This window comes from Promicromonospora sp. AC04, from assembly GCF_003058225.1.
GTDB lineage: Bacteria > Actinomycetota > Actinomycetes > Actinomycetales > Cellulomonadaceae > Promicromonospora.
In genome coordinates this window covers 23,347-43,493 of record NZ_QBUG01000001.1, presented here as the reverse complement: position 1 = coordinate 43,493, position 20,147 = coordinate 23,347, and the positions used below count along the sequence as shown (strand labels likewise).

20 protein-coding genes and 1 riboswitch are annotated in these 20,147 nt (G+C 70.2%); of the genes, 9 read left to right on the top strand and 11 right to left on the bottom strand.

Annotated features, from left to right (window positions below; all coding sequences use genetic code 11):
- The first annotated feature begins 51 nt into the window (after positions 1–51).
- The 7 genes from C8K30_RS00200 (at position 52) to C8K30_RS00170 (ending at position 7,980) form a co-directional block, all read left to right on the top strand.
- Complete coding sequence (locus C8K30_RS00200; RefSeq protein WP_199230282.1) at positions 52–501, top strand: hypothetical protein; 450 nt, start codon at positions 52–54, stop codon at positions 499–501.
- 2 nt (positions 502–503) lie between these two features.
- Positions 504–1,046, top strand: a complete 543-nt coding sequence (locus C8K30_RS00195) for an AAA family ATPase (protein WP_108490902.1) — start codon at positions 504–506, stop codon at positions 1,044–1,046.
- 9 nt (positions 1,047–1,055) lie between these two features.
- On the top strand, positions 1,056–1,652 hold the full coding sequence (gene thpR / locus C8K30_RS00190; RefSeq protein ID WP_108490901.1) for an RNA 2',3'-cyclic phosphodiesterase: 597 nt from the start codon (positions 1,056–1,058) through the stop codon (positions 1,650–1,652).
- 470 nt (positions 1,653–2,122) lie between these two features.
- The gene (gene pheS / locus C8K30_RS00185; RefSeq protein ID WP_108490900.1) at positions 2,123–3,190 is read left to right on the top strand and encodes a phenylalanine--tRNA ligase subunit alpha; all 1,068 of its coding nucleotides are present in this window, start codon (positions 2,123–2,125) and stop codon (positions 3,188–3,190) included.
- A 1-nt stretch (position 3,191) separates the two neighbouring features.
- On the top strand, positions 3,192–5,756 hold the full coding sequence (pheT, locus tag C8K30_RS00180; RefSeq protein WP_108490899.1) for a phenylalanine--tRNA ligase subunit beta: 2,565 nt from the start codon (positions 3,192–3,194) through the stop codon (positions 5,754–5,756).
- A complete protein-coding gene (locus tag C8K30_RS00175) occupies positions 5,749–6,621 on the top strand; it encodes an SDR family NAD(P)-dependent oxidoreductase (protein ID WP_108490898.1) in 873 nt (290 codons plus the stop codon). Before pheT ends, C8K30_RS00175 begins: the two co-directional genes overlap by 8 nt.
- Positions 6,622–6,732: 111 nt before the next feature.
- Entirely contained in the window at positions 6,733–7,980 is a 1,248-nt protein-coding gene (locus C8K30_RS00170) for a hypothetical protein (protein WP_199230281.1), read from the top strand.
- A gap of 58 nt (positions 7,981–8,038) precedes the next feature.
- On the opposite strand, the gene C8K30_RS00165 is transcribed toward C8K30_RS00170, so the two are convergent.
- A complete protein-coding gene (locus C8K30_RS00165) occupies positions 8,039–8,818 on the bottom strand; it encodes an LLM class F420-dependent oxidoreductase (RefSeq protein WP_108490896.1) in 780 nt (259 codons plus the stop codon).
- A 64-nt stretch (positions 8,819–8,882) separates the two neighbouring features.
- A riboswitch (TPP riboswitch) is annotated at positions 8,883–8,976 on the top strand.
- On the opposite strand from C8K30_RS00165, the gene C8K30_RS00160 reads away from it, so the two are divergent.
- Complete coding sequence (locus C8K30_RS00160) at positions 8,968–9,723, top strand: TenA family protein (protein ID WP_108490895.1); 756 nt, start codon at positions 8,968–8,970, stop codon at positions 9,721–9,723. Its footprint overlaps the riboswitch before it by 9 nt.
- A gap of 69 nt (positions 9,724–9,792) precedes the next feature.
- Here C8K30_RS00160 and C8K30_RS00155 read toward each other — a convergent pair whose 3' ends face one another.
- The 3 genes from C8K30_RS00155 to C8K30_RS00145 all read right to left on the bottom strand — a co-directional run bounded on the left by C8K30_RS00155 (position 9,793) and on the right by C8K30_RS00145 (position 13,585).
- On the bottom strand, positions 9,793–10,551 hold the full coding sequence (locus C8K30_RS00155) for a methyltransferase domain-containing protein (protein ID WP_108490894.1): 759 nt from the start codon (positions 10,549–10,551) through the stop codon (positions 9,793–9,795).
- Positions 10,552–10,713: 162 nt separating this feature from the next.
- Entirely contained in the window at positions 10,714–12,135 is a 1,422-nt protein-coding gene (locus C8K30_RS00150; RefSeq protein WP_108490893.1) for a family 43 glycosylhydrolase, read from the bottom strand.
- A gap of 466 nt (positions 12,136–12,601) precedes the next feature.
- Positions 12,602–13,585, bottom strand: coding sequence for a quinone oxidoreductase (locus C8K30_RS00145; RefSeq protein ID WP_108490892.1), 984 nt, complete (start codon positions 13,583–13,585; stop codon positions 12,602–12,604).
- Positions 13,586–13,620: 35 nt separating this feature from the next.
- On the opposite strand from C8K30_RS00145, the gene C8K30_RS00140 reads away from it, so the two are divergent.
- Positions 13,621–14,121, top strand: coding sequence for a GNAT family N-acetyltransferase (locus C8K30_RS00140; RefSeq protein ID WP_108491817.1), 501 nt, complete (start codon positions 13,621–13,623; stop codon positions 14,119–14,121).
- A gap of 21 nt (positions 14,122–14,142) precedes the next feature.
- On the opposite strand, the gene C8K30_RS00135 is transcribed toward C8K30_RS00140, so the two are convergent.
- The 7 genes from C8K30_RS00135 to C8K30_RS00105 form a co-directional block, all read right to left on the bottom strand.
- Entirely contained in the window at positions 14,143–14,940 is a 798-nt protein-coding gene (locus C8K30_RS00135; protein ID WP_108490891.1) for a hypothetical protein, read from the bottom strand.
- Positions 14,941–14,996: 56 nt separating this feature from the next.
- Entirely contained in the window at positions 14,997–15,317 is a 321-nt protein-coding gene (locus C8K30_RS00130) for a hypothetical protein (RefSeq protein WP_108490890.1), read from the bottom strand.
- A 184-nt stretch (positions 15,318–15,501) separates the two neighbouring features.
- The gene (locus tag C8K30_RS00125) at positions 15,502–15,810 is read right to left on the bottom strand and encodes a DUF6507 family protein (protein WP_108490889.1); all 309 of its coding nucleotides are present in this window, start codon (positions 15,808–15,810) and stop codon (positions 15,502–15,504) included.
- The gene (locus C8K30_RS00120; RefSeq protein WP_108490888.1) at positions 15,807–16,247 is read right to left on the bottom strand and encodes a hypothetical protein; all 441 of its coding nucleotides are present in this window, start codon (positions 16,245–16,247) and stop codon (positions 15,807–15,809) included. Before C8K30_RS00120 ends, C8K30_RS00125 begins: the two co-directional genes overlap by 4 nt.
- A 124-nt stretch (positions 16,248–16,371) precedes the next feature.
- On the bottom strand, positions 16,372–18,381 hold the full coding sequence (locus tag C8K30_RS00115; protein WP_108490887.1) for an alpha/beta hydrolase: 2,010 nt from the start codon (positions 18,379–18,381) through the stop codon (positions 16,372–16,374).
- A 56-nt stretch (positions 18,382–18,437) separates the two neighbouring features.
- Positions 18,438–19,016 carry an ATP/GTP-binding protein gene (locus tag C8K30_RS00110; protein WP_146197285.1) on the bottom strand — a complete coding sequence of 193 codons (579 nt, stop codon included), beginning with the start codon at positions 19,014–19,016 and terminating at the stop codon, positions 18,438–18,440.
- Positions 19,017–19,398: 382 nt separating this feature from the next.
- Complete coding sequence (locus C8K30_RS00105) at positions 19,399–20,019, bottom strand: hypothetical protein (protein ID WP_108490885.1); 621 nt, start codon at positions 20,017–20,019, stop codon at positions 19,399–19,401.
- Between the last annotated feature and the right edge of the window lie 128 nt (positions 20,020–20,147).

Below are 20,147 nucleotides of genomic sequence, written 5' to 3'. Positions count from 1 at the left end.
GTGCGGGCTAATTTCGTACCACGCCGGTCGACGGTCACCTACGGTGGGCAGATGAGGTATGCACCTGATCTGAGCCGTATCAGCGAGGCCGTGGCCGAGTCGTTCGGCGTGCGGCAGGTGTACGGCGAACCGATCGAGCGCGACGGAGTGCTCGTCATCCCGGCTGCACGCGTGTGGTCGGGTGCGGGCGCAGGTGGCGGAGGCGGCACCGAGCCCGGTGCGGTGGTGGAACCCGCGGTCGGGGACGGAGCCGACGCCAAGGCGAAGGCCAAGGTCAAGACCAAGGCGGGCGGCGAGCCGGAGACCCCGGCCGAAGGCGGTGGCGGCGGCATCGGTTTTGGCCGTCGGGCCGAACCGGCCGGCGCGTTCGTCGTGGACGAGCACGGTGCGCGCTGGGTCCCGGCCCTCAACGTGAACCGCATTGTGCTCGGGGGCCAGGTGGCATTCGTGCTCGCGGCGGCCGTCCTCGGCTGGGCCGTGGCCCGCCGTCGGAGGAAGTAGGGATGTCGCAGGCCGACGACGGACCGAAGGTCATCATCGTCACCGGCATCATGGCGGCGGGAAAGTCGACGGTTGCGCAGGCGCTGGCCGAGCGCCTGCCCAGGTCCGTCCACCTGCGGGGCGACACCTTCCGGCGGGTGATCGTCAACGGCCGAGCGGAGCCCGTGCCCGACGCCGGGCCGGAGGCCGAAGAGCAGCTCGACCTGCGCTACCGCATCGCCGGCAAGGTGGCCGACGAGTACGCGGCCGCCGGGTTCACCGTCGTCGTGCAGGACATCATCCTGGGCCCGGCGCTCGGCGACATGCTGAAGTACGTCACCAGCCGGCCGGTCGCGGTGGTGGTCCTCGCGCCGAGCCCCGACGCCGTCCGGCGCCGGGAGGCCGGGCGCGCGAAGTCGGGCTACGGCGAGTGGACGCCCGAGATGCTGGACGCGGACCTGCGCGCCGAGACCCCGCGGATCGGGCTGTGGCTGGACACGTCCGACCAGGAGCCCGCGAAGACGGTCGACGAAATCATCTCCCGTCTCGACGAGGCGCTCGCCTAGGATCACCGGGTGCGGTTGTTCACGGCGGTCATCCCGCCCCAGAGTGTCCTGGACCATCTCGGGCTTGCTATCGATGGCGTGCCGGCCTCTCCACGGTGGGTCCCCCGGGAGAGCCTCCACATCACCCTCGCGTTCTACGCGGACCTCCCGGAGGGGACGATCCCCGAGCTGCGGGACGACCTGGCCGACGTCGCGCGCAAGCACGGGCCCATCGACCTGCGGCTGCGTGGTGCGGGATCGTTCGGCGCCCGCGTGCTGTGGATGGGTGTCGACGGCGGGACGGACGCGCTGAAGGGCCTCGCGACGGATTGCCTGGCGGCCTCGCCCCGCGAGGTGCCCGACCACGTCAGGCCGCACCGGGCCCACGTGACCGTCGCCTACGCGCGCGCCGGGCAGGTGAAGCCGCCGCGTGGGCGGGACCGCTGGGGCAAGCGCGCCGGGGGCGAGCCACGGTCGGCGCTGGAGCCCGCCGCGCAGGCGCTGTCCGTGTACGCCGGACCTGACTGGACGGCGGGCTCGTTCGCACTCGTCGAGTCCCACCCGGGGGAGGGCCCGCAGGGTGGTTCGCGGTACGAGATCGTGGAGACCTGGGACCTCGAGGGCTGACCGGCTCGCCGTCTCCTGAGCACCGTCTCCACGGCCGGGGCCAGGGCCGCCCCGGCCGTGGAGACATGGCTGTCCGACGCCTCGGGTGCGTGGCGAGACGGACGCGCCAGGGAAGAGGCCGGTGGAACCGGCCAACGCGTCCTGCTCGCTCGCACACCCTGCTTCGAACATGTGTTGCACAGTAGCGCAGCCCACCGACACGCATAAAAAGTGTGCCAAGCGTGTCGTTCTCGACCAGGGTAACCACGTTGCCCGGGCGCACCAGCGCATGGAATGATGGCGGCATGCAGCCATTGACCCGCCGATTTACGCGGCCCGCTACGGGCCGTTCGGCGAGCGCTGCGCGCGGGCACTGAGCTGCCCTGTGGACAACGCGTCCTGAGCCCTGGCGGGCACCTAGACTTCAGATGCCGGCACGGGTCCCCAGGCAGGGGACCGGGCCGGCTCCCGAATCCGCCAGGAAGGCAAGCATGTCCACGCCCGATGAGAAGGCACCCATCGATCCGCTCGACGAGGCGGCACTCGACGCCGCGGTCAAGACCGCTCTCGACGACATCGCGAAGGCCGGCGACCTCGATGCGCTGAAGGCCGTCCGTACCCAGCACACGGGGGACCGCAGCGCCCTGGCCCTCGCCAACCGGGGGATCGGCGCGCTGCCCGGCCCCGACAAGGCGAAGGCCGGCAAGCTCGTGGGCCCGCGCCGCGGTCGGATCAACCAGGCGATCGCCGCCCGCCAGACCGAGCTCGAGGCCGAGCGCGACGCGCGCGTGCTGGCGGAGGAGTCGGTCGACGTCACCCTCCCGGTCCAGCGCACGACGACGGGCGCCCGCCACCCGATCGAACTGGTCCAGGAGCGCATCGCCGACTTCTTCGTGGGCCTCGGCTGGGAGATCGCCGACGGCCCCGAGGTCGAGGCCGAGTGGTTCAACTTCGACGCGCTGAACTTCGGCCCGGACCACCCGGCCCGCCAGATGCAGGACACGTTCTACGTCGCCGGTGAGGACGGTGCCGACTCGAACCTGGTGCTGCGCACCCACACCTCCCCGGTCCAGGCGCGCTCCCTGCTGGAGCGCGGCGTGCCCCTGTACATCGCGTGCCCCGGCAAGACGTTCCGTACCGACGCGCTCGACCAGACCCACACGCCGGTGTTCCACCAGGTCGAGGGCCTCGCGGTCGACAAGGGCCTGACCATGGCGAACCTCGTGGGCACGCTGGACGCGTTCGCGAGGGCGATGTTCGGGCCGGAGGCCAAGACCCGCCTGCGCCCGGCGTTCTTCCCGTTCACCGAGCCGTCCGCCGAGATGGACCTGTGGTTCCCGCAGAAGAAGGGCGGCGCGGGCTGGATCGAGTGGGGTGGCTGCGGCATGGTCAACCCGAACGTGCTGCGCGCCGCGGGAGTGGACCCGGACGAGTACACGGGCTTCGCGTTCGGCATGGGCATCGAGCGCACGCTCATGCTGCGCCACTCGATCGCGGACATGCACGACATAGTGGAGGGCGACGTGCGCTTCTCCACCCAGTTCGGGACGGAGATCTGAAGTGCCCCTCATCGTGAAGGACTGGCTCGCGGACCACGTCGAGCTGCCGGCGGACCTGACCGCCGAGCAGCTCGCGGCCGACCTCGTGAAGGTGGGCCTGGAGGAAGAGGCGATCCACGGGGCGGCCGTCACCGGACCCCTCGTGGTGGGCCGCGTGCTCGAGATGAACCCCGAGCCGCAGAAGAACGGCAAGACGATCAACTGGTGCCAGGTCGACGTCGGCCCGGAGCACAACATCGACGGGTCCCGCGGCATCGTCTGCGGCGCGCACAACTTCGCGCCCGGCGACCTCGTGGTCGTGTCCCTGCCCGGCACCGTGCTGCCCGGCCCGTTCGCCATCGCCGCCCGCAAGACGTACGGGCACGTGTCCGACGGCATGATCTGCTCCACCGCCGAGCTCGGCCTGGGCGACGACGGCGCGCACGGCATCATCGTGCTGCCCCGCGACATGGGCTTCGCCGCCGAGGACCTCACCCCCGGCCAGGACGCGATCGCGCTCCTCGGCCTCGGGGACGAGGTCCTGGAGATCAACGTGACACCTGACCGCGGGTACGCGTTCAGCTACCGCGGCGTGGCGCGCGAGTACGCCCACTCCACGGGTGCGAAGTTCACCGACCGCGGCCTGGCCACTGGCGCGGAGCCGTCGGCGACCCCGGACGGGTTCGAGGTACGGGTGCAGGACGAGGCGCCGATCAACGGCGTCGTCGGCTGCGACCGGTTCGTTACGCGCATCGTGCGCGGCATCGACCCGTCCGCACCCACGCCCGCGTGGATGAAGCACCGCCTCGAGGGCTCCGGCATGCGGTCCATCTCCCTGGCCGTCGACATCACCAACTACGTGATGCTCGACCTCGGGCAGCCGCTGCACGCCTACGACCTCGCGCAGGTCTCGGCGCCGATCGTGGTCCGCCGGGCCGCCGTCGGCGAGCGCCTCACCACCCTGGACGACGCCGATCGCGCGCTGGACACCGAGGACCTCCTGATCACGGACTCGCCCGACGGCGCAGGCAGCCGCGTGCTCGGCCTGGCCGGCGTCATGGGTGGGGCGTCGTCGGAGGTCAGCGACACGACCACTGACGTGCTCGTCGAGGCGGCGCACTTCGACCAGATCACCGTCGCCCGCACGGCCCGCCGGCACAAGCTGCCCAGCGAGGCGGCCAAGCGGTTCGAGCGCGGCGTCGACCCGAAGCTGCCCCCGGTCGCGGCCCAGCGTGTTGTGGACCTCCTGGTCGAGCTCGGGGGCGGCACCGCCGACCCCGCAGTGAGCGACCTGGACAGCACTGCCGAGGCGACCCCGCAGCAGCCGATCGCGCTCAAGGTCACCGAGCCCACCCGGCTCGCGGGCGTCCCGTACACCCCCGAGCAGGTGCGCAGCACGCTCGAGGAGATCGGCGCCACCGTCGAGGCGGTTGCCGAGGGCGTGCTCACCGTCACGCCCCCGTCCTGGCGGCCCGACCTCACCGAGCCCGCCGACCTGGTCGAGGAGGTCGTGCGCATCCAGGGCTACGACCAGGTGCCGTCGGTGCTCCCGTCCGCAACGGGCGGTCGCGGGCTCACGGCCGAGCAGCGTACGCGCCGCTCCGTCGCGCGCGCCCTGGCCGAGGCCGGCTTCGTCGAGACGCTCAGCTATCCGTTCGTCGGCACCCCCGAGTACGACGCGCTCGGCCTGCCCGCCGACGACCCGCGCCGCGTCTCGCTCCGCCTCGTCAACCCGATGGCGGACGACAAGCCGCTGATGCGGTCCAACCTGCTGGTCACGCTGCTCGACACGGTGCGGCGCAACGTGTCCCGCGGGCTGACCGACCTCGCGGTGTACGAGGTCGGCCTCGTCACCGTCCCGGCAACGGACGCCCCCGCCGCGCCCACGCTGCCCGGCGGTGTGCGGCCCACCGACGAGCAGCTCGCGGCGCTCGCGGCCGCGGTCCCGGACCAGCCGCGCCGGGTCGCCGGTGTGCTGACCGGCAAGCGCGAGCTCGCCGGCTGGTGGGGCGCGGGCCGCGCCGCCGGCTGGGAGGACGCCCTCGCGGCGGCCCGCCTGGTCGCCGATCGCGCGGGGGCCGACGTCGTCGTCTCTGCCGACACCGACCGGATGCCGTGGCACCCAGGTCGCTGCGCGCGCCTCGAGCTCACGGACGGCACGGTCGTCGGCTACGCCGGCGAGCTGCACCCCAAGGTCGTCGAGGCCCTGGGGCTGCCCGCCCGTGCGGCGGCGTTCGAGGTGGACCTGAGCGTCCTGGTCGCCGCGGCGTCGACCGAGCCCGTAGCCGCCACGCCCGTGTCGGCTTTCCCGGCGGCCAAGGAGGACTTCGCCTTCGTGGTCGACGGCGGTGTGCCCGCCGAGGCGGTGCGGTCGGCGATCGTCGCCGGGGCCGGTGAGCTGCTCGAGGACGTGGCGCTGTTCGACGTCTTCACGGGGGAGCAGGTGGGCGAGGGCAAGAAGTCGCTCGCGTACTCGCTCCGGCTGCGTGCCAAGGACCGGACACTGTCCGCGGACGAGGTCCGTTCGGTGCGGGACGCCGTCGTGGAGTCGGCGGCGGCCGAGGTCGGCGCGGTGCTGCGTGGCTGACACGTCTTCGGCGGCCGAGCCCGTCGAGACCCCGCCGGCACGCACCGCGCTCGTCACGGGTGCCTCTCGCGGTATCGGCCGGGAGATCGCGTTGGGTCTCGCGCGAGCAGGGCTGGACGTTGCCCTGCTCGCGCGGGACGCGGCGCGGCTCGAAGCCGTCGCCGCGGAGATCCGCGCGGCCGGTGGGACAGCGGTGGTGCTCACCGCGGACGTGTCCGACCCGGCGGCGGTGCTTGCCGCCGTCGGGCAGGCGGAGGATGCGCTGGGGTCGATCGACCTGCTGGTCAACAACGCGGGCGCCATCGAGTCGGAGCACCCCCTGTGGGAGGCCGACCCCGACGAGTGGTGGTCGGTGTTCGAGACCAACGTGCGCGCGCCGTTCCTGTTCAGCCGCTACGCGGTGCCGGGCATGATCGCGCGCGGCGGTGGCCGGATCGTCGACCTGGCCTCGGGTGCGAGCTCGCACGAGATGCCGGGCGGCAGCTCGGCGTACAACGCGAGCAAGACCGCCCTGGTGCGGATGGGCGCCAACCTGCACAACGACGGCTTCCGGCACGGGATCCGCGTCTTCGAGCTGGCGCCAGGGGTCGTGCGGACCGACATGTCGACGGGCATGACGCTGCACGAGGGCCGCACGGAGTGGACCCCTGTCGAGCGGGTGACCGACGTCGTGAACGCGATAGCGACCGGCGAGCTCGACGCGTGCTCGGGCTGGTTCCTGCGCGTCACGGACGACACGCCCGAGTCGCTGAAGGCGCTGGCGGCCGACGCCGCGGAGCAGGGCGTCGCGGCGACGGCCCGCCGGCTGCGGGTGCTCCCCGCGGGCAGCAACGACCCGCAGGCGAGGGCCTTCACCAAGCGCTGACCAGCGGCTTCGCTGGTCGGCCCCGCAGGGCCCGTGGCGGGGTGACGGATGCACAGCGTTCACTCGGTTGTACTGGTTTGAGGGGTTTCACCCTCTACGGTGGGCATACACATGTCCCCTCATGACCAGGAGACCACCATGCGCCACCGTCGCTCCGCCCTTGCTGCCGCGAGCTCACTCGCAGGTGCCCTCGTCGCGGGCGCACTGTTCGTGGCTGCGACCGCGCCACCGGCGGCCGCCGCCACGACCCTCACCGCGAGCAACTTCCGCTACACGCTGTCCCAGACGTCGTCGTCCCTGGTCGGCGCACTCGACGCGGCGCTCCCGAACGTCTCCATGGGAACGGTGGCCGACGACGCCAACCGCACCCCGAGCTGCGACAGCGCACCGTCGGTCACGAACCGCACCGCGTACTACTGCTGGAACGCTGGCGACCAGGGCACGAGCGACTGGTACCCGCAGGGCATCACGACCAGCTCCGACGCGTACGAGGCCGGGACCTACGACGGCAAGCGCATCAACCTGGTGAGCTGGTACGACCACGCCGACGACGGCATCGACAAGGGCGTCCGCATCAGCGTGTCGAACCTGTCGGCGAGCGCGTCGGCACCGCCGTACCGGCACATCCTGCTGGTCGAGCCGAGCGGCACCACGAGCGCGCCGTCGTACAAGCCGATCAACGTCCACGCCGGCGGCATCATGTGGTACGGAAACCTGCTGTACGTGGCGGACACGGGCGGTGGCTTCCGCGTGTTCGACCTGGACCACCTGTGGCAGGTCTCGACGGGCAGCTCGTCCGCCATCGGGCGCCAGTCCGACGGCTCCTACCACGCCTTCGACTACAAGTACGTGCTGCCGCAGACGGCGAAGTTCACCGACTCGACGGCGGGCGGCTACGCGCAGTTGCAGCACTCGTCGGTCTCGCTCGACCGCACGAGCACACCCGACTCGGTGGTCGTCAGCGAGTACCGCACCGCCACGGACATCGCGAACGGCGCCCAGGTCAGGACGATCCGCGTCCCGATCGACTACACCAACCGGTACCTCAAGCCGGCCTCGGACGGCATCATCAAGGCGACCGAGGCCTACCGGATCGACCTGGAGAGCGTGCAGGGCTCGACGGCGATCAACGGCGAGTTCTTCTACTCGCAGAGCGACGGCACCAACTTCTCCGACCCGAATGCCGACGGCGACCTGCACACGTTCGCCGCGCCGTCCGGCGCCATGGTGCGGCACGGCAACGCGCTGACCGTGGGGTCGGAGGACCTGTCCTACGACCCCACCCGCGACTACCTCTGGTCGCTCGGCGAGCACCCTGGCTACCGGTGGGTTTACGCGGCGGACGCCTCGTCGTTCTGACCCCACGTGTCGGACGTACGGGTTGCTCGAGTGACCCGTACGTCCAGCGCGCTGCGGCTCAGCCGCGGGCGTCGCGCCAGGCGACCCACTCCTTGACCCTGGTCAGGTCGTAGTCCGGGCCGTCCACACCCAGCGTGAACAGCGTGGCACCCGCGGCGACGAGTGCCTCGCCGTCCACCGCGGGCGAGCCCTCGGCCTCCACCGACCGCTCCACGAGCGCCGCGGTGTCCCGGCCGACGGCGGCGCCGTGCTCGTCGAGGATCGCGGACTTGCTGGTGAGGGTCGGCAGGTCGCCGAACGAGTGCCAGATGTCCGCGTGCTCGGCCACGATCCGCAGCGTCTTCCGGACGCCGCCACCACCGATCAGGATCGGAATCTCGCGCGTGGGCGCCGGGTTGCCGGCCGCCAGCCGGGCCTTGATGCGCGGCATGGCCTCGGCCAGGCTCGCGATGCGCGACCCCGCCGTGCCGAACTCATAGCCGAACCGGTCGTAGTCCTTCTCGAACCAGCCGGCGCCCAGGCCCAGGATGAGCCGCCCGCCGGAGATGTGATCGACGGTCCGCGCCATGTCGGCCAGCAGGTCGGGGTTGCGGTAGCCGATACCCGTCACCAGCGCGCCGATCTCGACACGCTCGGTCTGCTCGGCCCATGCGCCCAGCATGGTCCAGGCCTCGAAGTGCTTGCCCTCCGGGTCGCCGTGAAGCGGGTAGAAGTGGTCCCAGTTGAAGATGACGTCGACACCGGCGTCCTCGGCGCGGAGAACCGCGTCACGGATACCGGAGTAGTCGGAGTGCTCGGGCTGGATCTGGACACCGACTCGAATCGGTCGCTCTGTCATGCCAGCAGCGTACGACCGGCATGCCAGTGCTTTTCGCTGCCGGACGGTTCCGGTACTCTCTGCGGCACGTGACACGGGGTGCCCCGCCCGGGGCTGAGACCACACCCGTCGAACCTGATCCAGATCATGCTGGCGAAGGGATGTCCACAATGACTTCTGCTGTCTCCGTTTCTACCTCTACCCCCGCCGTGCCGGCCGACGGCGCCGCCGTCCGCCCCTTCACTGAGGAAGCCTGGGAACGCATAGCGGGCTGGCGCGACGCGGTGGACCGCATGCCGTTCGTCCGGGCGCTCGCGGCCGGCTCGCTGCCCGCCGGGTCCTTCGCGTTCTATCTCAGCCAGGACGCCGCCTACCTGCGCGAGTACTCGCGGGTCCTGGCGCGGGCGGCCCAGCTCGCGCCCGACGCCGCCGCGCAGGGCTTTCTCGCCCGCTCGTCCGTCGAGGCGCTGGAGGTGGAGACGGCGCTGCACCGGGACTGGCTGGGCACGCACGCGGGCCTCGGCGCGGACGAGGTCGCGGCCGTCGAGCCCTCACCCGTGACCGCGGCGTACACCGGTCACCTGCATGCGGCGGCGTCGGGTACGTACGCGGAGACGGTCGCGGCGCTGCTGCCCTGCTTCTGGCTGTATGCGCACGTCGGGAGCGTGCTCGTGGACCTGGCCGGACGGCACCCCGGTGGCCTGGCCGGCCACCCGTACGCCGCGTGGATCGGCACGTACGGCGACGAGGGCTTCCAGGAGTCGACCCGGCAGGCACGGCTCCTGGCCGACGCCGCCGCGCGCTGGGTCTCCCCGGAGGAACGGGCGCGCATGCTGCGCGCGTTCGAGATCTCGTCGGTGCACGAGTACCGCTTCTTCGAGCAGGGCCTGACCTGCCCGACCTGGCCGACGCCACCCACGGTCTGAGCGGCCGGCCCGAGCGGCGGCCGGCCCGCACACCAGCGCCTGCTGGTGCACGGCGGCGTCGGCCCCTGCTCAGGCCCGGGTGGCCACCGCGAACACCCGGCGGAAGGCCAGCGGCGTGCCGTGGGCGTGCTCGGGGTAAGCCTCGCGCAGCGCCGCACCGAACTCCGCCTCGAACCGGGCGCGCAGCGCGGGGTCCTTGGCCTCCAGCGCCTGGAGCGTGGGCTGGGCGCCAGTTGCCGAGATCCAGCGCAACACGGGGTCCGGCCCCTGCAGCAGGTGCGTGTAGGTGGTCTCCCAGGTGTCCACCGTCCAGCCCGGCCGGGCAAGGAGGTCGAAGTACTCGGCGGGGTCGGCGGTGGCGCGTCGCTCGACCGGCCCGACGACGTCGGCGTACGGCTCCCGGGCGGCGACCTCCCGCAGGAGGAGGTGACTGGGCGCGTCGTGGTTGCCCGGGACCTGGAAGGCGAACGTCTGCGCGGCCCGGTCGGCGAGCGTGGTGAGGAGCACGCGGTGCGCGGGCACCCACTGGAGGGCGGCGTTGCTGATGACGAGGTCGGCGGTGCGGTCGTAGGTGCCGAGGTCGGCCAGCACGTACTCGGTGTCCGGGTCGGCGGCGCGTGCCTTCTCGATCATGGCGGGGGAGGCGTCCACCCCGGTCACCCGGGCCTCGGGCCAGCGCGCGCGGAGCACGGCGGTGAGGTGCCCGGGTCCGCACCCCAGGTCGACGATCGTGGCCGGTGACCCGGGTACCCGGGCGACCAGCTCCGTGAACGGACGGGACCGCTCGTCCGTGTACTGCAGGTACGCACCAGGGTTCCAGTCCGCCATCGCCGCTCCTCGTCGTCGAGTATCTTGATGTCAAGATATATCACGCGAGGGCCGTCCGGGGTGCCGATCCGCGCCGCGGCCCAGCGACTGCGCCCGGAGCAGGTGGCTGCTCTGGGCGCGATCGTTGGGCTGCGGCGTCCGCCGGGGACCGCCGCCCGGCGGCTAGGCGACCTCGATGTAGTCGAGCTCCGCGAACGCCGTCCCCTTGGCCAGCCGGATAGTGTTCCAGCCCGCCTGCAGGGTGACGTCCCGCGTCGACTGCCGCCAGTTGTCCCAGCCGGTCACGGGATAGCTGATGGACCCGGCCGCCGCTCCGTTCACCGTTACCGTGTGCGTCGCCGTCTCGACCGACCCGTTGGCGTAGCCGACGTGCAGCGAGTAGCTGCCGGACGTGGGCACGTAGATCGAGCGGACGTCGACCCAGCTGTCTGCGTGGTCGATGTACGCGGCGACCTTGCCGTCCGATGCGCCGGCCGCGTTCTCGCGGACCGAGCAGTTGTTCAGGGTGCCGCGCTCGGCCTCGTAGCGGACGCGGCTGCCGCGCACCACGGGGTAACCGTTGGCCCAGCCGAGGTCGGCGACGTACATGCCGCGGCCGCCAGCGTCCCGGTGGCCGTGGAAGACGAGCTTGTCGCCCCCGCCGTCGCGCAGGACGTCGGCGCCGCCGGGGCCGGCCACCGCGCCGTCGAGCGACTCGGTGGTCATGAGGAAGCGGAACGCCTTGGTGTAGGGCCCGGTGATCGAGCTCGACACCGCGTAGTTCGTGCCGTATTGGTTGGTCGAGTACGGGCCGGCCGAGTAGAACAGCACATACTGGCTGCCGACCTTGGTGATGACGGGCGCCTCGATGATGCCCGCCTCGTCGGCGCGGTCGTTGCGCAATACCTGTGTAGCTCCGCCCTGGAAGGTCACGCCGTCCGCGGCCACGCGCTGCACGTGGATCCAGGTGGTGGCGCCGATGGCGTTGCCGTCGTTCTTCCAGACCAGGTAACGGGCGCCGTCGGTGTCGACGAAGCTGGACGCGTCGATGGCGCCGCCCGCCGCCAGCGGGCACACGAGCGGTTCGCTCCCGACCGGGGCGAACGGGCCGCCGGGGGAGTCCGACAGGGCGGCGCCGATGCACTGCCGCCCGGACGCCGTGTGCCAGGCCGTGTAGTAGAGCAGGTAGCGGCCGTCGGACCGCTGCGAGACGTCGGGTGCCCAGGTGCGCCCCGTCTTGGCCCACGCCCCGAGGCTCGGCAGGGCGTCCGTTGACTGGTAGGTCCACGGCCCGTCCGGGTCGGGCGCCGTGGCCCACGGCAGGTTCTTGCCCTCGTTCGTCGCGTACGCGTAGTAGGTGTTCCCGAACTTGGTGACGTCCGGGTCGGGGAAGTTGCGGTCGAGCACGAGGCTCGGGCGAACGGTCGCCTGGGTGGAGATCTCGCCGCTGTGGGTGGCGACGTTGTCGGACGACGGCGGGGTGCCTGCGTCGTCGGCGTCGTCGGCGGGTGCGGCAGCGGCGGAGCTGGTAGTGAGGGCCCCGAGTGCCAGGGCGGTGATGGCCGCGCCGACAAGGAGAGCACGGGAGAAGCGAGGAAGTACCACGTTGAACCTCCGGGCGAGGGAAAACTCGACGGGTGAATTGTCGCGACCACGCCACTCTCTGTAAAGGGTGCGCTCCAAGGTTGTGGCGCTGACCCGCGTTCCGGTCCAACGTTGGACCGATCGATGGCGCGTCCGACGCCGCCCGTGTGCCTCCAGATCGGTCGTTTGTATCGAGATCGGTCGCATGCCCTGAGGCCGGCTCTGAGATCGGTCCCTTGCCTTGAGATCGGTCCATCGATGGACCGATCTCAAGGCAAGGGACCGATCTCAGCGAGCGCAGTCCAGCAAGGGACCGATCTCAGCGAGCGCAGTCCAGCATGGGACCGATCTCAACGGGCGTGGCGAAGCAAGGGGCCGAACTCAACGAGCGCGGTCCAGCATGGGGCCGATCTCAGCGAGCGCAGTCGACCAACCGGCCGACCTCAACCCCGGCTGACCCAGCAAGAGACCGACCTCGACCCCGGCGTCAGGGAACGAGCAGCACCTTGCCGGTCGTGGCCCGTCCCTCCAGCGCCCGGTGCGCCTCCCCGGCGTCGGACAGCGAGTAGGTGGCCCCGATGCGGACCTCCAGGTCGCCCGCCGCCGCGGACTCGAGCACATCGGAGGTGCGCCACTCGAGTTCGCCGCGCGTGCGTAGGTAGTGCGAGCTCGTCGGCCGCGTGAGGTACAGGGAGCCGCCCTTGTTGAGCCGCTGCGGATCGAACGGCGGCACCGGGCCGGACGCCGCGCCGAACAGCACCAGCATCCCGCGCACGCGCAGCGAGGCGAGCGAGGCCTCGAACGTGGACCGGCCCACGCCGTCGTACACGACGTGCATGCCCTGGCCATCGGTGAGGTCGCGTACGATCGACGGCAGCTCGGTGGTGATGTCGGCCATCGCGGCGTAGTCGATGGTGTGCGCGGCACCGGCCGCGGAGGACAGCGCCGCCTTCTCCGGTGTCGAGACCGTGGTCACGACCCGCCCGCCGCGTGCGACGGCCAGCTGCGTGGCCAGCAGGCCGACGCCGCCGGCGCCCGCGTGCAGCAGCACGTCGTGCCCGGGCTGCACCTCGAACGTGGAGCGCACCAGGTAGTGCGCGGTGATGCCCTGCAGGAGCAGCGCGGCGGCGGTGGTCAGGTCCAGCAAGCCGGGCACGTGCACGACCCCCGCGGCGTCCACGGCCACGAGCTCCGCGTACGAACCGGGACCGTCGAGCCAGGCCACGCGGTCGCCCACGGCGAAGCCCGTGACGTCGTCGCCGATGGCCTCGACCGTGCCCGCGCCCTCGACGCCCACCACGTGGGGGTACTGCATCGGGTAGACGCCGGCGCGGCGATAGGTGTCGATGAAGTTCACGCCCGCCGCGGCGACACGGACCAGCACCTGCCCTGGGCCGGGTGTCGGGTCAGGGAGCTCGGTGTACGACAGGACCTCGGGACCGCCCGGCTCGCGGGCTACGACTGCGTGCATGCGGCCGAGCCTACGACGCCGGTAGCGTGCTCGGCGTGACCCGAACCATCCGCCCCTTTGCCGAGGCCGACTGGCCTGCCGTCTGGCCGATCATCGACGCGGTCTGCCGGGAGGGCGAGACCTATACCTACCCCGTCGACATCTCCGAGGCAGACGCCCGCTCGTACTGGATCGAGCGCCCGCCCGGCGCCACCGTGGTGCTCGAGGAGGACGGCGAGGTGCTCGGCACGGCCAAGATGGGCCCCAACCGCCCGGGCAACGGCGCCCATGTCGGCACCGCGTCGTTCATGGTGTCCGACGCCGCCCGCGGGCGCGGGGTCGGCCGCGCTCTGGGCGAGCACGTGATCGCGTGGCACCGGGATCAGGGGTTCCGGGGCATCCAGTTCAACGCCGTCGTGGAGTCGAACACGGCGGCCGTGCGCCTGTGGCAGTCGCTCGGGTTCGAGATCGTCGGCACGGTGCCCGGCGCGTTCCGCTCGCCGACGCACGGGTACACGGGTCTGCACGTGATGTACCTGCCGTTGGTGGGGTCATGAGAGTTCTGCTTGTGTCTCGCCTTATCTCGCCTCCGCCGCGTCGATCGTGATCTCGATACCGCTGGATCCGTGGTCACGACGGGCATCAGAGCGTGCGTCGGCGACGTTCTCGTTGATCGTGAGCCTGACGTCTGCCGGTTCGATGAAGACCTCGACGACCTCGTACGTGCGGGCGTAACGCTGGTAGATCGCAAACTCTCGCGATAGGTCGGCGCTGCGATCCTGGTCTTCTTCGGCGTCGTAGTCGTAGCCCAGCTCGTCACTGATGTGGCCTCGCGGCATGCCCCAGGCGGAGACTGAAACGCCAACATCCTCGTCGCGCGCAACGCCGGCACATGCCTCCTGGACATCGCGATACACAGACACGACGCTCCGGTTCAGGCCATCGTCGACCTCAACAGTGGGGTTGTGAGCCGACGCCGAGATCAAGATCTCTTGAAGGCCATCGAGGCTGCGCAGCTGGTCGACGAGTCGCAGTCCGAGTCGACGAGCATCATCGTCGTCGTCCCGGAGCGTCAGTTCGGTCTGGTCAATCCTGAGGGTGACGGTGCCGTGGTCCCGGTCCTCGAAGTACGAGGCGGCGTCCTGCGCCAGGTCCTCGTACTCCTCGGTGACCGTGGCGACCGGAGCGAGCTTCATGGTCGTATTGCCGAACTCATCGTGGTACATGTCCAGGACGCCCGTGCGATCCCCGAAACGATCCTGGGCGCGCTCGAACTCTGCGGCAGCCTTGTCGCCGTTCAGGGTGCTGGTGATCTCATAGTTGAGCCATGCCAGCAGGAGGGCGACCACGACGACACCGACGGCGATGCTCGTCAAGCAACCATGAGCCCGCCCCTTCGTGCGTTCTGCGGGCCGGGCAGCTTGTGCAGACGTCATTGCGCGTCCCGCGCAGGGGCCGCTTGACGTGCTCTGCGGAGCTTGACGAGGCCGACGACGATGAAGCTGATCACGACCGGCCAGCTGACCACCGCTGCGATCTGGATCACGTACCCGAGCAAGCCCACCAGGTCGAGCGGGCCGGGGAGTGCTCCGGGCTTGGGGTTGTCCTGCATCGCGATCCACAAGCACAGGCGGCCGACGCCTATCCCGAGAACCACGAGCGTCGGCGGTAACCAGACGAAGCGCCAGGCCCGCGCCAGCTCGGATGACTGCGGACGCGATGCGGGGGCGATGGTGCTGGGATCCGTCGTCATTCCGCGTTCTCTTCGATCGTCACGGCACGCCTCGGGGCGCAGGCCGTCTTCAGCGTCAAGGCAACCGCGCTGCGCGCGGCCGTCGCCATCGAGTGCCGGACATCGCTCGGGCGCGTCATCGGGGCTCCGGGTCGAGTTGTCTGTCTTCGTTCGACAGGTCGACCGTTGTGGGCCGACTCCTGAGTCATACGGCTCCGCTCCCGAACCGTCGCTGGTCGGCCGCCATCTTCTCGTCGGCTTCGTCGTAGGCCCGGATTGCCTGGTCGGCGCCGTCGATGGCCTTGTTCGCCTGCGCTGCCAGGTCTCGAACGCGCCGTTCGTGGAGCACGTAGAACCCGGCCACGGCGCGGACGACGACGGGGTCGCCGCTCAGGCCCGACCCGTCGCTGCGCGCGGCAATCTGCTGGGCTGCCGAAAGCAGCCGCTCCGCGTGCCGGCCGGCCTGTCGCAGCGTCTTGTCAGTCAGGTCGGGGTTGATTCGGTAGGCGGTCATGAGTCGGATGCTGTGCGGTCCGTGGACGGGCTCACGATCGTGATGCTGACGTTCTGGGGTGCGGGGACGTCTCTGCGCGCAAAGCCGATTCCGACGTACCAGGCGTCGCCGTCCTGACCGCCGGGAAGGTCGTAGGCGTACTCACCGCCCATTTCGTTCAGGTCAGGTTCGCGGGCTGTCCATCCCTCGTCCTCCAGGACGGCTGCGATGCGGTCGGCGGCCTGTTCGGGCGTGATGGTTGCGTCGGGGGCGAGTTCGATGCCTCCGGTCCAGTGCCAGTACTGCCAGGGGTGGTCCTCCTGGTCGTGGCCCACGTCGTCCACGAACTCGCTCTGGCTGGCGATGATGTCGTCCTGGTAGCGCTCCACGTCCTCGATGGTGACCATGAGCCGGTCGGCGATCTGTTCGGCCTCGGTCTCGTACTCTTCGATCGTCACGTCACTCCTCGGGCCACATGCGGTAGTCATCGCCAGGACCACTGCGACACACGCGGTCAGCAGAGCGGGTCGCCGGACCCTCTTCAAGCGTGTCATCGGGATCCTCCGGGTTGTCGATGAGTTCTCACTGTTTCTCCTGTTCGGACACGTCGATCATGGTGGCCTCGTAGTCGGGGTGCTTGATGCCGTCGACCCACTCAACGCCCCCGTACCGGGTCCCGATGGTTTGGTTCTGGGAGAAGAGCTCGACCTGGGTACCGGTGAAGAAGCCGACATGCCCGTTGAACGCCGTCGAACCGACGTCGTACACGCTCGAGTGCTGCTTGAACGGGCCGGTTTCCTCGATCGTGCCGCTGGACGTGTCACCGTCCTCTTGGAACCCGGTCTCCAGGCGCGTTATGTGCTCGACGTACGGCGGCGCATCGCCATGAACACCGAAGGGGTCCTGCTGGACCAGGCCGACCACGCTGTCCCCGCGGCCAATCATCGAGTAGTGCGGCACGTCACCGGTGTTCGGGAACTCGGTCACGGAGTGCACCCCGTCGCCCAAGCCTGCTGAGGAGGTGTACATCACCCGGTCGGCAGCCAGCCCCGCAGCCTCGGCCCGGGCTACCGTGAGGCCCCCGTAGGAGTGCCCATCGATCGCTAACGCCGATGAGTCGGGCCGCGTGTCGACTGCGGCGACGAAGTCCCGGAGCTTGGGCCCCAAGTCCTCGGCGTACTTCCCGTTGATCGCCTCAGGGATGCTCGTCGGGAACTCACCGCCCGCCCAAGCGATCATCGCCGTCCGCCCAGGCCCGAACTTTTCGGCATTGGACCCGACATAGAGGTTGTAGGCGCGGGCGTCGGCGCCGTTGAAGTTGTCGGTCCGGGTCTTGGTGCCTGGCACATACACCCCGAGGTTCTCGACGTTCGCCGAGATGTCGCCGTTCTCGTCGTACCGGCCGTGGTAGGTCGCGATGCTGTGAGCAGTCGGGTCGAACGCGACGACTTCCACATTCGTGCGTGTGGTCCTCCGGCCGTTCTCGTCGTACTCGTTCTGCGGGGTGCGCAGGTGCAGGTAGTGCTCGTACTCCCGGATCGGTTCGTCCAGCCGGTCACGCTCGGCCTTGAGCCGTAGGAGCTCCGCGGCGATCTGCATGGGGTTGCCGCGACCGAACCGCTGTGCCTGTACCGCGGCCATCTCCTGGTCAATGCGGGCCTGCTCGGCACGTAGGTTCGCGATCTCGCCCGTCAGATTGATCGTGTTGGCCTCGGCGCGGTACTTGAGCGGCACACCGTTCAGGTTCCCGATCACCAGCGGCATCGCAGTGATCAGCGCGGACCGCTGGGCGGGTGTGAGCGCGTCCCACCAGGCGCGGACCTGATCGGCCGTGCCGCCCAGCACGTCCTGTCCCGGGGCGAACCCTGACACGTCCGCCGCGGGTGCCTGTCTGAACCTCCACCCCGGCGCCTGGACACCAGGCGCATACGGTCCCCACCCGTACTCGCTTGCCGCGGGGGTGAGTGGCGTGCCCGGGTCCAGCCCGTCCAGGCCCTGGGCGAGGTCTAGCCCTGCTTGGCGGATCTGCTCCATCAGGTCGAGGGCCTGGGAGACCAGGAGGAAGTTGCTGTCGATCGAGGGCTGGTGATGCTGCCACGGTGTCCGCCCGCCCTCACGTCGCAGCGTGTCCCAGGCTGCCCAGCTCAGGTGTTCGTTGCCCGGGCTCGGTGGCCGCAAGGTAAGCGCCGCTTCCTGTGCCGTCAGCCTGACGCCACCGGCAACTCGGGTACGGAGTTCCTGGGCTTCGGCCTCCAGCACCGACAGCTTCTGCCGCGCCGGCATCAGTTCTTCCACATAGGCGTCCATGAACCCGCCGGCCTGGTCCAGGATGTCCCACTCCTGGTCGCCCGACGCTTTGACAGGGTCCATCTTCGCGTAGAGATCCTCGCCCTCGGGCGCCTGGTACGACTCCCGCAGTCCCGCCCACGCCGAATACACGGCGCTGGAAGCATCCCCGACGGCCTGACCGGTCTGTCGGCAGAACCGCGCGTTCTCCGACACATCGTCCAGGCTCGTCCACAGCGCGCCTGACCGGAATGCGAACGCCTCGGGATCGATCAGCCCCGACGTGTCGGTCACCTCGCTGGTCACAAGCCCCCCACCCTCCACTCGATCCACCCGATCCACATGGATCGTGCCCGCACCAGCTATTGGGTGATGACGTGTGCCTCGCCGACGACGATCTGGGTCGTGCTGGTGCGGTCCAGGGTGAAGGTGCCGGACTGGCCGGCGCCATGCCACGCCACGACCCAGTGGGAGGTGGCGGTGACGGTGTAGGGGTCGCCCTGCTTCTCGTAGCGGTGGCCGCAGTCGGGGGAGTCCTTGGTGCCGTAGCTGTCCTTGTAGACGGTGCCAGTGCCGCGGCAGGTCACGGTGGTCCTGTCGCCCATGTCCCAGTCGATGCTCGCCACGCGTCCGGTGGAGGTCACGGTCGCGCTGCCTGCGGGGGCGGTGGCGGTCAGCGGGCCCATGGTGTGGATCCCGGGGTCTTGGACCCACATCCACACGGGCATTCCAACGAGGCCGATGCTGCCGGGTTTGTTCTCGGGCACGATCCCGATCGGGATCGTGGTCGGGTTGGCGCGGGCGAACGCCTCGCGGGCGATCTGCTCGACATCCACGCTGCCCTCGGGGACGGGCGCCCACCATCGAAACACGCAGTCCTCGGGCGGCAGATGAATCCCTGCGGACTGGTCGCACGCCTCGATCCGCAGAATGCAGGTCATGATGACGCCGTCGTCGTGGCCTCTCCAGATGGGATCGGTCTTGGCCGGCGGCGGATCCAGCACGGTCGCGTAGCAGCGCCCGTTCCACACGCCCCCGTCCCGGTCCGTGCAAGGGACTTCTCTGGTGCCCTCCCGACACACGGGCTCGTCGCCCTTGACGGGAGTCGTGTCACCGGGCGAGGAATCTCCGGGGGACTCGCCCTCCTGCCCCTCGCAGGTCCATCCGCCAATGCCATGGGGGCCACAGGTTCCCGAGTCCTGTCCGGGGGCATCAGACTCGCTCGCATAGGCAGTGGGTGCGATCGTGACAGCCAGGATCGTGAGAACGCAGATCGCCAGCACAACGGGCCGGAGCGCGTTCGCGAGCATGAAGCGGCCCACCTCAGCACTGCTTCTTCGTGTATGCGACCTCAACGATCGTCCACTTCTCACTTGGCTGCCCCTGCATCAGTACCTTCTCGATGTACTTGTCGGGGCTGTCGACGGGAACAACCTCCCCATCGGCATCGACAATGTCTGCTCCGGTTGCGTCGATACACAGGTCGAGGTGCACCCGGTGGCCGCTGATCGTGTCCGCGAGCGGGTCACCGTCGTACTTCGCATTGACCACCGAGACGACAGGCTTCCTGTCCCCGACCATCTTGTAGTCGTACTCGGTGATGTACTCCCACTTCATGTACTCGTTGTTGAGGATGTCCGGGTGGCCAAGGTAGAGCGCGAGCTCCTCGTAGCCGTTGGTGCCCGCCTTCTGATGCTTCTCGTCGATCGTGCGGTACTCCTCGTACCGCTGGAGCGCATCGTCGACGCGTTCCTGCTTGGCGGCCTCGGCCGGGTTGGCCGGCGACGGCGACGACGTGGGCGACGGTGACACCGACGCGGAGACCGACGGGGACGCCGTCGCCGCCGCGTCGGCTTGACCCGAACAACCGGACAGACCGATCGCGGCGACGACGGAAGCAATCACGCCGACGGTGGCAACCACCGGGTGGCTGGTGCTGAGCATCGGTTCTGACAGTCCTCTCTGGGCCGGCCGACCTGCCGGGAGAGGCCCGCCGCTCGACAGCAGGGCTAGCAGCGCCAGCGCACAGAATATTCACCCGCCCATTCCGGACGCAACGATAGTGTGCCGCG